Here is a 12,990-nt window from a genome sequence, read left to right on the forward strand (position 1 = left end):
GATAGAGCTTTCCGGCCCGAATGGGCTGGATATCTTCATCACAAATACGGAAGATAGATCCGAGAAACAGCACAGGAGAAGATCATGGCGGACTGGGTAACAGGTAAAGTCACTAAGATAAAATTCTGGACCGATGCGCTATTTAGTCTCACCGTGCACGCCCCCATCCATCCGTTTACGGCCGGACAGTTTGCCAAACTGGGGCTGGATATCGACGGCGAACGCGTGCAGCGCGCTTACTCGTACGTCAACGCGCCCGATAATCCGGATCTCGAGTTCTATCTGGTTACCGTCCCGGACGGCAAACTCAGCCCGCGCCTGGCGGCGCTTAAACCCGGTGATGATGTCCAGATTGTGAGTGACGCAGCAGGTTTCTTCGTGCTGGACGAAATTCCGGACTGCGAAACCCTGTGGATGCTGGCAACCGGCACGGCCATCGGCCCCTATCTCTCCATTCTGCAGTACGGCAAAGACCTGGAGCGGTTTAAAAACATCGTGCTGGTGCATGCCGCGCGTTACGCCGCAGACTTAAGCTATCTGCCGCAGATGCAGGAGCTGGAGCGGCAGTATGCCGGAAAGCTGAAAATCCAGACCGTGGTAAGCCGCGAAACGGCAGCAGGTTCGCTGACCGGCCGCGTGCCGGCATTAATTGAGAGTGGAGCCCTGGAAGAGGCCGTTGGCTTGCCGATGCGTGCCGAAACCAGCCACGTGATGCTGTGTGGTAACCCGCAGATGGTACGGGACACTCAGCAGCTTCTGAAAGATACCCGGCAGATGACGAAACACCTTCGCCGCCGACCGGGTCATATGACCGCCGAACACTACTGGTGATCAGCGGTATTTCACCTCAAGGGTGTCTTTACCGTATTTGTTTTCGCTCTGGGTGCCGATGAACGCACCCAGATCGATAACCATCATCACAAAGATAATGGTCGGTAGCAGTCTGCCCACCACCCAGGGGAGGATGGACGGAAGTATTGACCAGTTCCCGGCGACCAGCATCCACGCCAGAATAATCAGAAAAGCCCATGCACCGGAACGACCGCGATCGTGCAGGCGTTTCACCACCACGGCCGCGGTTGGCCACAATAAACAAACCAGCGCAAACGCCGCGGTTTGCGTGCTCAGCCATGCGTTATAGGCCACAAAAAACAGAAGCAGCATGGCGATAATCCACGTCGCCATCCAGATCCAGAAATCACGGCGTCCAATACGCCCTTTGAATGAAAACAACCACTGCTGTATGGTCATGTAAGGTTCCTTATTATCATATCGTGCGCATTTTACCCTGGAGTTGTGACCTTTTGACAAGCCGACCAGATATCGATTTAATCATGAGCACTTACGGCCAGGGACAATGTTGATGAAAAATTCGGCACACCTTCTTTTCCTGTGTTTCGCGATGCTGAGCGCCGGTCTCCCCCTGCACGCCGCCGAACCCCCTGCTCCGACAACCGCGCCCTACCTTCTGGCGGGTGCGCCATCGTTCGATCAGTCCATCAGTCAGTTTCGTGAAACGTTTAACAAAACCAATCCAACGCTGCCGCTGGATGAATTTCGCGCCATTGATGGCGCACGCGATACTCCAAACCTGACCCGTGCCGCCAGCAAGATTAACGAAAACTTGTACGCTTCCACTGCGCTGGAGCGCGGTACGCTAAAAATCAAAAGTATGCAGATCACCTGGCTGCCGATTCAGGGGCCAGAGCAGAAAGCCGCGAAGGCGAAGGCGCTGGAGTACATGAGCGCGGTGCTGCAGGCTTTTACGCCCGCACTGACGAAAAAACAGAGCCAACAAAAGCTGCAAAAACTGCTGGTTGCCGCTAAAAACAAGCGCTATTACACCGAAACCGAAGGCGCGGTGCGCTATGTGGTGGCGGATAACGGCGAAAAAGGCCTGACCTTCGCTGTTGAACCGATTAAGCTGGCACTATCTGACACACTCGGAGGGGCGAATTAATGACAAAAAGCAAAGCCTTTCGAGGGAAAATCTCTATACTGATTCACAGACCATGCTGCCCGTCAGGGTGGCCATATTCCTTAATTCGCTTATTTAGCGTGGAGAATTGAAATGCGACATCCTTTAGTGATGGGTAACTGGAAACTGAACGGCAGCCGCCACATGGTAAACGAACTGGTTGCGAACCTGCGTAAAGAGCTGGCTGGCGTGACTGGCTGCGCGGTTGCTATCGCTCCGCCGGATATGTACCTGGATCTGGCTAAACGTGCCGCTGACGGCAGCCACATCATTCTGGGCGCACAGAACGTTGACGTTAACCTGTCTGGCGCATTCACCGGTGAAACCTCCGCTGAAATGCTGAAAGATATCGGCGCCAAATACATCATCATCGGCCACTCTGAGCGTCGCACCTACCACAAAGAATCCGACGAGTTCATCGCGAAGAAATTTGCGGTGCTGAAAGAGCAGGGTCTGATCCCGGTTCTGTGCATCGGTGAAACCGAAGCAGAAAACGAAGCAGGCAAAACGGAAGAAGTGTGCGCACGTCAGATCGACGCTGTGCTGAAGACGCAGGGCGCGGCAGCATTCGAAGGCGCGGTTATCGCTTACGAGCCAGTCTGGGCGATCGGTACCGGCAAATCTGCAACCCCAGCGCAGGCTCAGGCGGTTCACAAATTCATCCGTGACCACATTGCGAAAGCCGACGCGAAAGTGGCAGAGCAGGTCATCATCCAGTACGGCGGTTCCGTAAATGCCTCTAACGCGGCAGAACTGTTCACCCAGCCAGACATCGATGGCGCGCTGGTTGGCGGTGCATCCCTGAAAGCTGACGCTTTCGCGGTGATCGTTAAAGCGGCAGAAGCGGCTAAACAGGCGTAATGCTGTTGTGGCGGGTGGCGCTTGCGCTTACCCGCCCTACAAAATCGCTACAAACGACCTAAAACGCTAAACCACAGATAATCCAGCGGCAGCAGCACCAGATACGTGGCAATTGCCAGCGCCAGACAGAGCACCATCCCCGCCCTTGCAGGCACCTTTCCTAAGCCCATCGCCACCACTATCGGCGACGCCTGATACGGCAGCAGCGGCGTGGAATAGCCCAGCACCTGAATCATGATGACAGACAATAGCGGAAAGCCCGTCGCCTCTGAAAAATTCTGCGCCAGCGTGGTGTAGAGCGCCGGAACACCGTTAGCCGTCATAATAAAGTTCAGTGCCGTGGTGATCCCAGTCAGCGCCAGGAAACTGGTGAACGGTCTGTCGGCGTCCAGCGGCATTATCTTCAGCAACGCCTCCCCCACCGCCGGACCGATACCGGTTTGCGTCACCACAATGGCCAAACCGAGGATGCCTGCCACATAAATACAGGTGCGCATATTCACCCCCGCCGAGAACTCTTCTCCGGTGATAAAACCTACGCGTGGCAGCATCACAATGACCGATGCCGCAAGTCCGGTCCATGCCGGCCCCACACCGTGCCAGCTCTCCGTCACCCACATTCCCAATACCACCGCCAGCAGCCAGGCAAGGCGTTTTTCATCTCGCCCCATCGGTTCAGCGGGCGCCAGATCCCTGGGCGGCTTCGGGCTACCGGGGAATAACCAGCAGATTAAACCAATCAGAATCAACCCTTTGAGAATACCGAGCACGGGCGTGTGCAGCAGCAGATAAGGCACGTAGTTCAGATGAATACCGTATGATCCCTCTGCCGCGCCGCTCATCACCAGATTGGGAACGTTGGCAGGCAGGATGGTGGCCGAAAGCTGGAAGGTGCCGAAACCAACGGCCAGCGCCAGGCCAAACCAGGCGCGCGACCCGTCGGCAATACCGGCACGTTTTGCCATCGCGGCCACGATGGGCATCAGCAGCGCGATACGCCCCATGTTCGACGGCATCACAAACGCCAGGGCATAGCTCAGCAGAACCACACTGGCCACCATTAGCACCCAGGAGTCGGTAAGCCGGGCGGAGAGCGCCCGTGCAGCCCTGTCAGCCAGACCGGTTTTCCGGATTGCCACACCAAGCACAAAGCCGCTGAACACCAGCCAGAAGGCAGACGAGGCAAAGCCGCCAAAAATGACCTCCGGCGGGGCAATTCTGGCGGTCATCGCTGCCGTGAAGAACAGCAGCGCGGTAATGAATTCCGGCAATAGCGACGTCGCCCATAACACAATGGTGACGCCGACGATCGCTGAGGGCACAAACAGAGGGTGGGTTAACCAGAGCGACATGCCTGTCTCCTGTCGTTTTTTTCAGCAAGTCTACGGCGACAGGCAGGACGAGTAAACGCTATTTATGGTGGGGTCACTTCAGGATATCGCATTGATGATCCTGCAATTCCTCAGCCGACGCGCGGTTAAGCATCAGCAGATTACGTTCGGTTGCCAGCAACACAAACGAGCCATCCGACTGCTGGGCCATCGCCAGCGCGAAGCGCCCCATATGGTCACGCGCTTCCGGCAGCTCTTCCGCCAGCATCATAAACGGACTCCGCTGCACCAGCTCGTTCTCCGTCACCCGGCGGGCGAGATATTCATGTCCTTCCAGTCCACCGGGAAGGGGCAGCCATTGGGTGCTGATTTGACCCTGCGCGGCATTGAGCTTCTCGCGCACGTCCGGGCGCAGGCAGGAGATGTGGATATGGAAATGATTTTGCGTGCGGCCCGTGGGTGAGTTGATGGTCAATGAAATGGCGCTGTCCGGCACCTCAGATCCGTGCTTCATGCTCATAAAGCTACGGGCCTGCCATGCCAGCCAGAAAAAGTTCGGTGTTTGAGGCTTTGTCAGAAGCGGGCTTTCGGTACCGTTGATGCGGTAGGTGGGCATCAATAAGTACTGCAGCGGACCGTTGCGATCCTTGAACACCACATAGCCCGCGTCAGGTTTCACCTGTGCACACGGCGCCGGATTGCGGTACTGGATCTGATTCGGCACACACTGGTCCAGCACGATGTGACGCAACGCATTCGGATTACCTGCTTTCATCCAGTACACGCCACCCGCGGCAAAGGCGATAACAATCAGAATCAGTAAGATAATTTTTTTCACAATGCGTTCCCTGTTTTCAGTAGAGGCCAAAGAGTAACGCAAAATGATGACCAAATAAAAAACCCGGCGGATTTCTCACACCGGGTCACCGTGTCGTTCGTTACAAAAGCCTAGCGTTTGCTGATCTGATCGAATGTACCGCCGTTAGAGAAGTGGTCTTTCTGGGCTTTTGTCCAGCCGCCAAACTCATCATCAATGGTGAAGAGCTTCAGTTTCGGGAATACGCTGTCGTATTTCTTCGCAACCGCCGGATCGCGTGGTCGATAGAAGTTCTTCGCCGCAATTTCCTGGCCTTCTGGCGAATAGAGATACTTCAGGTAGGCTTCCGCCACCGCTTTGGTCCCTTTCTTATCGACCACTTTATCCACCACAGAAACGGTCGGCTCCGCGAGGATAGATTCGCTCGGGGTTACGATCTCGAATTTGTCTTTACCCAGCTCGTTGGTCGCCAGCAGGGCTTCGTTTTCCCAGGCAATCAGCACATCGCCAATGCCGCGCTCTACGAAGGTGTTGGTGGCGCCACGCGCGCCGGAGTCGAGCACTTCAACGTTTTTATACAGCGCTTTGACGAACTCCTGAGCCTTGGCCTGATCGCCATTGTTGTGATGCAGGGCATAGCCCCAGGCTGCCAGGTAATTCCAGCGTGCGCCGCCGGAGCTTTTCGGGTTCGGCGTGATGACCGATACGCCAGGTTTAACCAGGTCGTTCCAGTCATGGATCTGTTTCGGGTTGCCTTTACGCACCAGGAAAACGATGGTCGAAGTATATGGCGCGGAGTTATCCGGCAGGCGTTTGATCCAGTTTTTGTCGATGCGGCCACGTTCGGCAATTGCGTCCACATCGTAGGCCAGCGCCAGAGTCACCACATCCGCTTCAATGCCGTTGATGACGGAGGTCGCCTGCTTACCAGAGCCGCCATGAGACTGGCGAACCACCACGTTGTCGCCCGTTTCCTGTTTCCAGTGTGCCGCAAAGGCTTTGTTGTACTGCTCGTACAGCTCACGCGTCGGGTCGTATGACACGTTCAGTAACTGGATGTCCTTAGCCAGAACGCTGGTCGATGCCAGCAATAATGTTAAACCCACGCCCCATTTATTCATCGCCCAGCTCTCATGTGTAGTGTTTTGATGAATGCAGCGTGCCAGAAACGGAATTGATGATTAAAGAATAAAAAAAGATTGGCTATAACTTTGAGGAATAAAAAAGTGGATGAGTGGCCTGATGCCCTCACCCCAACCCTCTCCCACGGGAGAGGGCGCAACCATAAAAAACGGTAACCCTGGGGTTACCGTTTTGCATTTACCTTGCCGCCACCCGGCACAATACAAACACCGATCAGTACAGTTTTTTCGCGCAGTCCAGCCAGTCACCTTTGAACGGACGCTTCATGTTTTCGATGGCGTCGATGATGTCATGGTGAACCAGTTTTTCGTTCTGAATACCGACGCAACGACCGCCGTGACCCTGCAGCAGCAGTTCAATGGCGTACGCACCCATGCGGGAAGCCAGGATACGGTCGTATGGACCCGGGGAACCACCACGCTGGATGTGACCCAGAACGGTCGCGCGGGTTTCGCGTTTGGTTTCTGCTTCGATGTACTTCGCCAGCTCATCAACGTCACAGATATGCTCTGTGATCGCAACGATGGCGTGTTTCTTACCTTTGGCGATACCGGCTTTGATTTCTGCAACCAGATCTTCACGGCTGAATTCCACTTCCGGAACCACGACGAACTCACAACCGCCCGCGATAGCCGCAGCCAGGGTCAGGTCACCACAGTAACGGCCCATCACTTCAACGATGGAGATACGCTGGTGAGAAGAAGAGGTGTCACGCAGACGGTCAATCGCTTCCACAACGGTACCCAGGGCGGTGAAGTAACCGATGGTGTAGTCAGTACCTTTGATGTCGTTGTCGATGGTGCCGGGCAGACCGATGCACGGGAAGCCCATTTCAGTCAGACGTTTTGCACCCATGTACGAACCATCACCACCGATAACAACCAGTGCGTCGAGGCCGCGTTTTTTCATGTTCTCGATAGCCACTTCACGCACGTGTTCGTCGCGGAATTCCGGGAAGCGCGCAGAACCGAGGAAAGTACCACCGCGGTTGATCATGTCAGATACGCTGTAACGGTCGAGCTGAACCATACGGTCTTCATACAGACCCAGATAACCATCATAGATACCAAAAACTTCCAGACCTTCCGTCAGCGCTGCACGAACAACCCCACGAATTGCCGCGTTCATGCCCGGCGCATCACCGCCGCTTGTCAACACACCGATTTTCTTAATCATGACTACCTCTGAACTTAGGAATGCAAAATTGAAATCTGTTGCCGGAAGAAACTTGTCGACCAACGAATACTGCAAATAGTATATCAACCACTTCCAGCTGAATTGATTCAGGTCAGACCAAATGGCGGTAATTTATACACAAAATGCTGGCCTGGCTCACTTTTTTACAACGAATTACGAAAGCCCAACATAACCGGGTACAACCGAGCAGGGATCCTGGTGAATAATGACGTCTGACCCAGGAAAACGCTGCAAAATTGCCTGCTCCACCTGCTCAGCAATAACGTGAGCCTGAACCAATGGCAGGTTGTCTTCCATTTCTATGTGAATCTGAATAAAGCGGGTCGGCCCTGACTGCCGCGTACGAAGATCGTGAGCACCACTGACACCCGGCCTGGAGGTCACGATAGTATAAATTTCATCGCGTTCTGCGTCGGGGAGCGCACGGTCAAGAAGCGATTGCACCGCGTCATACCCCATCCGCAAAGCGCTGTATAAAATATAGATGCCAATCCCTAACGCAAATAACGCATCGGCCCGATGCCAGCCATACCAGGCCAGACCGAGCGCAATAAGAATAGCGCCATTCATCATAACATCAGACTGATAATGAAGCATATCCGCCCGTACAGCCTGACTTTGCGTTTTTCGAACCACCCAGCGCTGGAACGTTACAAGAACAAGGGTGCATATAAGTGCAGCCACAGTCACCACCACGCCCACGCCGGGATCGTTCATGGGTGATGGCGAAACAAGATGCTGAATGCCGGTTAAAAACAGAAACAGCGCAGAGCCGGAAATAAACATACTTTGCGCCAGCGCCGCCAGCGATTCGGCTTTGCCGTGCCCGAAGGTGTGCTCTTCATCCGCCGGTTGCAGCGAGTAACGCACCACCAGCAGGTTGGTCAGCGAGGCGGCAATATCCATCAACGAGTCCACCAGCGCCGCCAGAATACTGACCGAGCCCGTGTACCACCACGCGAATATTTTGATGACCAGTAAGCTTGAGGCCACCACCGTCGCGGCAATGGCGGCCCGGCTGACCAGTCTTCCATAGGATTGATTCATAAATACTCCTGTCATGCCATGCCGCTAGTATAACGGAAGGTTACGGAGTCAAAGGATGAATAAACGGTTAACACATCAGAATGAAGGGCAAAAAAAACCCCCACATCATGTGGGGGAAGACAGGGATGGTGTCTATGGCAAGGAAAACAGGGTTTACTGGTTACTACGGGTACTGCTATTGCTACTGAAAAGCGTCGTTTCTGAGCTTCGCTGCATCCGTGCAACCTTACGCAATTGGTCCATACGTTGCTGATGTTTCTGGTTCAAAACCGCTTGCTGCTCGGGCGACAACAGGTGGAACATCTGGTTGCGAACCTTCGCCATCTCTACCTGGCGGGCAACCTGCTCCTGTGCCATTTTTTCTGCCTGAGCACGTACAGCGTTTTCGTCAAAATTTTCTGCGGTGACAAGGCGATGCATTGTCTCCATTTCGCTAACATTAACAGGGGGCTGATCGTGTCGTGCCCTCTGCATCAGATCTCGCATCTGTTGACGCTGATGTTCGGTTAAACTTATGCCGTCAAACATATGGCTTTGGCTGCTGTGCTGCGCGATGCCCTCTTGTGAGGACGCGTTATCGCCGATGATAGCTACAGCGGCCTGGCTAAACGCACTGAACGCCAGCGTTGAGGCCATGACGGCAGCGGTAACTTTGCGCATCACTTGCTCCCAAAATCTTTCATGTCGCGATTCAACGAGAGACAGTCTACGATTCAGGCTGCAAACATGCGTCAGGGGGTGTAAAACAACGTAAAGTCATGGATTAGATAGCCTTGATGTCGTAATTTCTGCCTCGGAGGTATTTAAACAATGAATAAAATCCTGTTAGTTGATGATGACCGAGAGCTCACATCTCTTTTAAAGGAGTTGCTCGACATGGAAGGTTTCAACGTTCTGGTCGCCCATGATGGCGAGCAGGCGCTGAGTCTCCTTGACGACAGCATCGATCTACTTTTGCTCGACGTCATGATGCCGAAGAAAAACGGCATTGATACGCTGAAAGAGCTTCGCCAGACACACCAGACCCCCGTTATCATGCTGACCGCACGCGGCAGCGAACTAGACCGTGTACTCGGCCTTGAGCTGGGTGCGGATGACTATCTACCGAAGCCGTTCAACGACCGCGAACTGGTCGCCCGTATTCGCGCTATCCTGCGTCGTTCCCACTGGAGCGAACAGCAGCAGAATACTGACAACAGTTCACCGACGCTGGAAGTGGACTCCCTGAGCCTCAATCCGGGTCGTCAGGAAGCGAGCTTTGACGGTGAAACGCTGGAGCTGACCGGTACCGAGTTCACGCTGCTGTATCTGCTGGCGCAGCACCTCGGCCAGGTGGTATCGCGTGAACACTTAAGCCAGGAAGTGCTGGGTAAACGCCTCACGCCGTTTGACCGCGCCATCGATATGCATATCTCGAACCTGCGCCGCAAACTGCCGGAGCGTAAAGACGGTCATCCGTGGTTTAAAACCCTGCGTGGTCGCGGCTATCTGATGGTTTCCGCTTCATGATAGGAAGCTTAACCGCCCGCATCTTCGCCATCTTCTGGCTGACGCTGGCACTGGTTTTAATGCTGGTTTTGATGTTGCCAAAACTCGACTCACGCCAGATGACGGAGCTTCTCGACAGCGAGCAACGTCAGGGCGTGATGATCGAGCAGCACGTAGAAGCCGAGCTGGCAAACGATCCGCCAAACGATTTGATGTGGTGGCGCAGACTGTTTCGCGCTATCGACAAATGGGCACCTCCCGGACAACGCCTGCTGCTGGTGACCAGCGAAGGCCGCGTGATTGGCGCGGATCGCAATGAAATGCAGATCATCCGCAACTTTATTGGCCAGGCGGATAACGCCGATCATCCGCAGAAGAAAAAATATGGTCGGGTTGAGATGGTGGGCCCTTTCTCAGTCAGGGATGGGGAAGATAACTACCAGCTTTATTTGATTCGCCCGGCGAGCAATTCCCAGTCCGATTTTATCAACCTACTGTTTGACCGTCCGCTTCTGCTGCTGATTGTGACGATGCTGGTCAGTTCACCGCTGTTGCTTTGGCTGGCGTGGAGCCTGGCAAAACCGGCGCGTAAGCTGAAAAACGCCGCCGACGAAGTGGCGCAGGGTAACCTGCGACAGCACCCTGAGCTGGAAGCCGGACCGCAGGAGTTTCTTGCCGCCGGGGCCAGTTTCAACCAGATGATCACCGCTCTTGAGCGCATGATGACCACGCAGCAGCGGCTGCTGTCGGATATCTCGCACGAACTGCGTACGCCGCTCACGCGACTCCAGCTGGGCACCGCACTGCTGCGTCGCCGCAGCGGTGAGAGCAAAGAGCTGGAACGTATCGAAACCGAAGCCCAGCGTCTGGACAGCATGATCAACGATCTGCTGGTGATGTCGCGCAATCAGCAGAAAAACGCGCTGGTGAGCGAAACGGTGAAAGCCAATCAGCTGTGGCATGAAGTGTTAGACAACGCGGCGTTCGAAGCGGAACAGATGGGTAAATCGTTCACCGTCAACTTCCCGCCGGGGCCATGGCCGCTGTACGGTAACCCAAACACGCTGGAGAGCGCGCTGGAGAATATCGTGCGTAACGCCCTGCGCTACTCGCATACGAAGATTGAGGTGGCCTTCTCGGTGGATAAAGACGGTATCACCATCATTGTGGATGACGATGGTCCTGGCGTAAGCCCGGAAGATCGCGAGCAGATTTTCCGTCCGTTCTACCGCACCGACGAGGCGCGGGACCGTGAATCTGGCGGTACCGGGCTGGGTCTGGCGATTGTTGAAACCGCTATGCAGCAGCATCGCGGCTGGGTGAAAGCCGACGACAGTCCGTTGGGTGGGCTGCGGTTAACGCTGTGGCTACCGTTGTATAAGCGCGCGTAATCCCCTCACCCTAACCCTCTCCCCAAAGGGGAGAGGGGACTGCTCGGTGCGGTTTTTTCACCCTCGCCCCTTTGGGGAGAGGGCCGGGGTGAGGGGCACTATTTCCCCCACAATCTCCGCGAATTATCCTCAATCTGCCGACTAGTGCGGCGTTTCTGCATCGTTCTTGTCCAGCTGGTGGATAACCCTGCCGCCGACAACAGCCGATGATATTGCTCGTCATCAAACGGCATATGCCAGGCAATGGCACAAGCGTCATACACCGACACATCGCTCAGGCGCGACACCAGCTCCAGCGGCGCATCCGCAGACACCTGCCCCGCCAGCACCACCCGGTACAACCAGCCGGTTTTACCCGCGCTCTGCAGCCGTGCGGACATGTCGTTAATGCCGAAATGGAAGTTAAGCTTGAAGCATGGCGAGCGCGGTTGCGTTACCTGAATCAGGGCATCACCCCAGCGGAAAATATCACCAATGAAGACGTTCTTCTCCGTCAGCCCTTCGGTGGAGAGATTCTCACCGAACGCGGGGGCGACGAACAGGTCCGCCTGTTCAGGGAATTCGGTTATCCAGTATTGATAATGCTCGCGCGGATAGTGGCACAGCGCGCGTTCGGGCCCGCCGTGGATTTTCTTCTCGGCCTGCTCGTCGCCCGCAAGCCCGAGCTCGGTTAACGTCAGCTCTCCGTCGACCTGCACTTTGGCGATGGCGCTCGGGCGGCTGCCGTCGTATTCCCTTACCTTGCCTGTAAACACATTCACCGGGTAATGCATCTCTACTCCTTCAGATACAAAAAAAGCGAGTCAACAGACTCGCTTCTCACAGGCGTCAATGCAACCTTATTTTTTCGCGGCGAAACGCGCTGCAGCTTCGTCCCAGTTCACCACATCCCAGAAGGCTTTGATGTAGTCCGGGCGACGGTTCTGGAACTTCAGGTAGTAAGCGTGTTCCCACACGTCCAGACCCAGAATTGGGAAACCAGATGCGCCAGAGATCGCTTCACCCATCAGCGGGGAGTCCTGGTTTGCGGTAGAAACGACCGCCAGTTTGTCACCTTTCAGAACCAGCCACGCCCAGCCGGAGCCGAAACGGGTCGCAGCCGCTTTTTCGAATTCCGCTTTGAAGTTATCAACAGAACCGAAGTCGCGCTCGATAGCCGCTTTCAGGTCGCCCTGCAGGGTGGTACCGGTTTTCAGGCCTTTCCAGAACAGGCTGTGGTTAGCGTGGCCGCCCGCGTTGTTACGCAGTACGGTTTTCTTGTCCGCTGGCAGCTGGTCCAGTTTGGTGATCAGCTCTTCAACAGGCAGGTTAGCGAACTCTGGCAGGCTTTCCAGCGCAGCATTCGCGTTGTTCACATAGGTCTGGTGGTGTTTAGTGTGATGGATTTCCATCGTCTGCTTGTCGAAATGCGGTTCCAGTGCGTCATAGGCATACGGCAGGGATGGCAGTGTATAACTCATAATCCTCTCCATTAGTGTCGGGCGGCACAGCTGTTAATGCCGCGTAAGCAGTTGGTTCATTATAGTTAATTAAATGATATTGAAAATGATTATCAATGCCGTAGTTTTTATAAGGTTATTCAGGTTTTGCCAAATGACAAAATTGTGAGTCTGCTCACCCGGTTAACGTGCTGATTGCCATCCAGAACCAAAGTACGGCAACCTTCTGAAGGTTCCTGAACCGCCTAATTTTTACACTCATCAAGTCGGGGGGAAGCCACCGGCTATAAAAACGATG

14 protein-coding genes are annotated in these 12,990 nt (G+C 54.8%); 5 read left to right on the forward strand and 9 right to left on the reverse strand.

The annotated features are described in order from the left end of the window. Positions 1–84: 84 nt before the first annotated feature. Positions 85–831 carry a ferredoxin--NADP(+) reductase gene (fpr, locus tag ACMWKA_RS20555; RefSeq protein WP_013099320.1) on the forward strand — a complete coding sequence of 249 codons (747 nt, stop codon included), beginning with the start codon at positions 85–87 and terminating at the stop codon, positions 829–831. Here the strand turns inward: fpr and ACMWKA_RS20560 are convergent, their stop codons facing one another. Further along, on the reverse strand, positions 832–1,251 hold the full coding sequence (locus ACMWKA_RS20560) for a DUF805 domain-containing protein (protein WP_020686904.1): 420 nt from the start codon (positions 1,249–1,251) through the stop codon (positions 832–834). It abuts the gene before it with no gap. Between the two features lie 112 nt (positions 1,252–1,363). Between ACMWKA_RS20560 and ACMWKA_RS20565 the strand changes: the two genes are divergently transcribed. Next, on the forward strand, positions 1,364–1,960 hold the full coding sequence (locus tag ACMWKA_RS20565; RefSeq protein ID WP_248077295.1) for a DUF1454 family protein: 597 nt from the start codon (positions 1,364–1,366) through the stop codon (positions 1,958–1,960). Between the two features lie 111 nt (positions 1,961–2,071). After that, positions 2,072–2,839 (forward strand): triose-phosphate isomerase, encoded by a 768-nt coding sequence (tpiA, locus tag ACMWKA_RS20570; protein ID WP_003862019.1) that lies wholly within the window; start codon positions 2,072–2,074, stop codon positions 2,837–2,839. Positions 2,840–2,886: 47 nt separating this feature from the next. Here tpiA and ACMWKA_RS20575 read toward each other — a convergent pair whose 3' ends face one another. The 6 genes from ACMWKA_RS20575 to cpxP all read right to left on the reverse strand — a co-directional run bounded on the left by ACMWKA_RS20575 (position 2,887) and on the right by cpxP (position 9,034). Beyond that, positions 2,887–4,191, reverse strand: a complete 1,305-nt coding sequence (locus ACMWKA_RS20575; RefSeq protein WP_013099324.1) for an SLC13 family permease — start codon at positions 4,189–4,191, stop codon at positions 2,887–2,889. 73 nt (positions 4,192–4,264) lie between these two features. Next, positions 4,265–5,008 carry a CDP-diacylglycerol diphosphatase gene (locus tag ACMWKA_RS20580; protein WP_148790510.1) on the reverse strand — a complete coding sequence of 248 codons (744 nt, stop codon included), beginning with the start codon at positions 5,006–5,008 and terminating at the stop codon, positions 4,265–4,267. 110 nt (positions 5,009–5,118) lie between these two features. Next, the gene (locus ACMWKA_RS20585) at positions 5,119–6,108 is read right to left on the reverse strand and encodes a sulfate ABC transporter substrate-binding protein (protein WP_013099326.1); all 990 of its coding nucleotides are present in this window, start codon (positions 6,106–6,108) and stop codon (positions 5,119–5,121) included. Between the two features lie 235 nt (positions 6,109–6,343). Continuing rightward, entirely contained in the window at positions 6,344–7,306 is a 963-nt protein-coding gene (gene pfkA, locus ACMWKA_RS20590) for a 6-phosphofructokinase (RefSeq protein WP_013099327.1), read from the reverse strand. A gap of 174 nt (positions 7,307–7,480) precedes the next feature. Next, positions 7,481–8,374 (reverse strand): CDF family cation-efflux transporter FieF, encoded by an 894-nt coding sequence (gene fieF / locus ACMWKA_RS20595; RefSeq protein WP_414760558.1) that lies wholly within the window; start codon positions 8,372–8,374, stop codon positions 7,481–7,483. Between the two features lie 153 nt (positions 8,375–8,527). Next, positions 8,528–9,034 (reverse strand): cell-envelope stress modulator CpxP, encoded by a 507-nt coding sequence (gene cpxP / locus ACMWKA_RS20600; protein ID WP_013099329.1) that lies wholly within the window; start codon positions 9,032–9,034, stop codon positions 8,528–8,530. A gap of 150 nt (positions 9,035–9,184) precedes the next feature. Between cpxP and cpxR the strand changes: the two genes are divergently transcribed. Next, positions 9,185–9,883, forward strand: a complete 699-nt coding sequence (gene cpxR / locus ACMWKA_RS20605) for an envelope stress response regulator transcription factor CpxR (RefSeq protein ID WP_003862004.1) — start codon at positions 9,185–9,187, stop codon at positions 9,881–9,883. Continuing rightward, positions 9,880–11,253: an envelope stress sensor histidine kinase CpxA gene (gene cpxA, locus ACMWKA_RS20610; protein WP_013099331.1), complete on the forward strand. Its 1,374-nt coding sequence runs from the start codon at positions 9,880–9,882 to the stop codon at positions 11,251–11,253. The genes cpxR and cpxA overlap by 4 nt, the downstream gene beginning before the upstream one ends. 98 nt (positions 11,254–11,351) lie before the next feature. Here the strand turns inward: cpxA and yiiM are convergent, their stop codons facing one another. Both yiiM and sodA read right to left on the reverse strand, forming a co-directional pair. Next, on the reverse strand, positions 11,352–12,026 hold the full coding sequence (yiiM, locus tag ACMWKA_RS20615) for a 6-hydroxyaminopurine reductase (RefSeq protein ID WP_013099332.1): 675 nt from the start codon (positions 12,024–12,026) through the stop codon (positions 11,352–11,354). 66 nt (positions 12,027–12,092) lie between these two features. Further along, a complete protein-coding gene (sodA, locus tag ACMWKA_RS20620) occupies positions 12,093–12,713 on the reverse strand; it encodes a superoxide dismutase [Mn] (RefSeq protein WP_003861999.1) in 621 nt (206 codons plus the stop codon). Between the last annotated feature and the right edge of the window lie 277 nt (positions 12,714–12,990).

Origin of the sequence: Enterobacter sp. 03-F-07-AD-ECC, assembly GCF_047530935.1 — a bacterium.
Taxonomy (GTDB): domain Bacteria; phylum Pseudomonadota; class Gammaproteobacteria; order Enterobacterales; family Enterobacteriaceae; genus Enterobacter; species Enterobacter cloacae.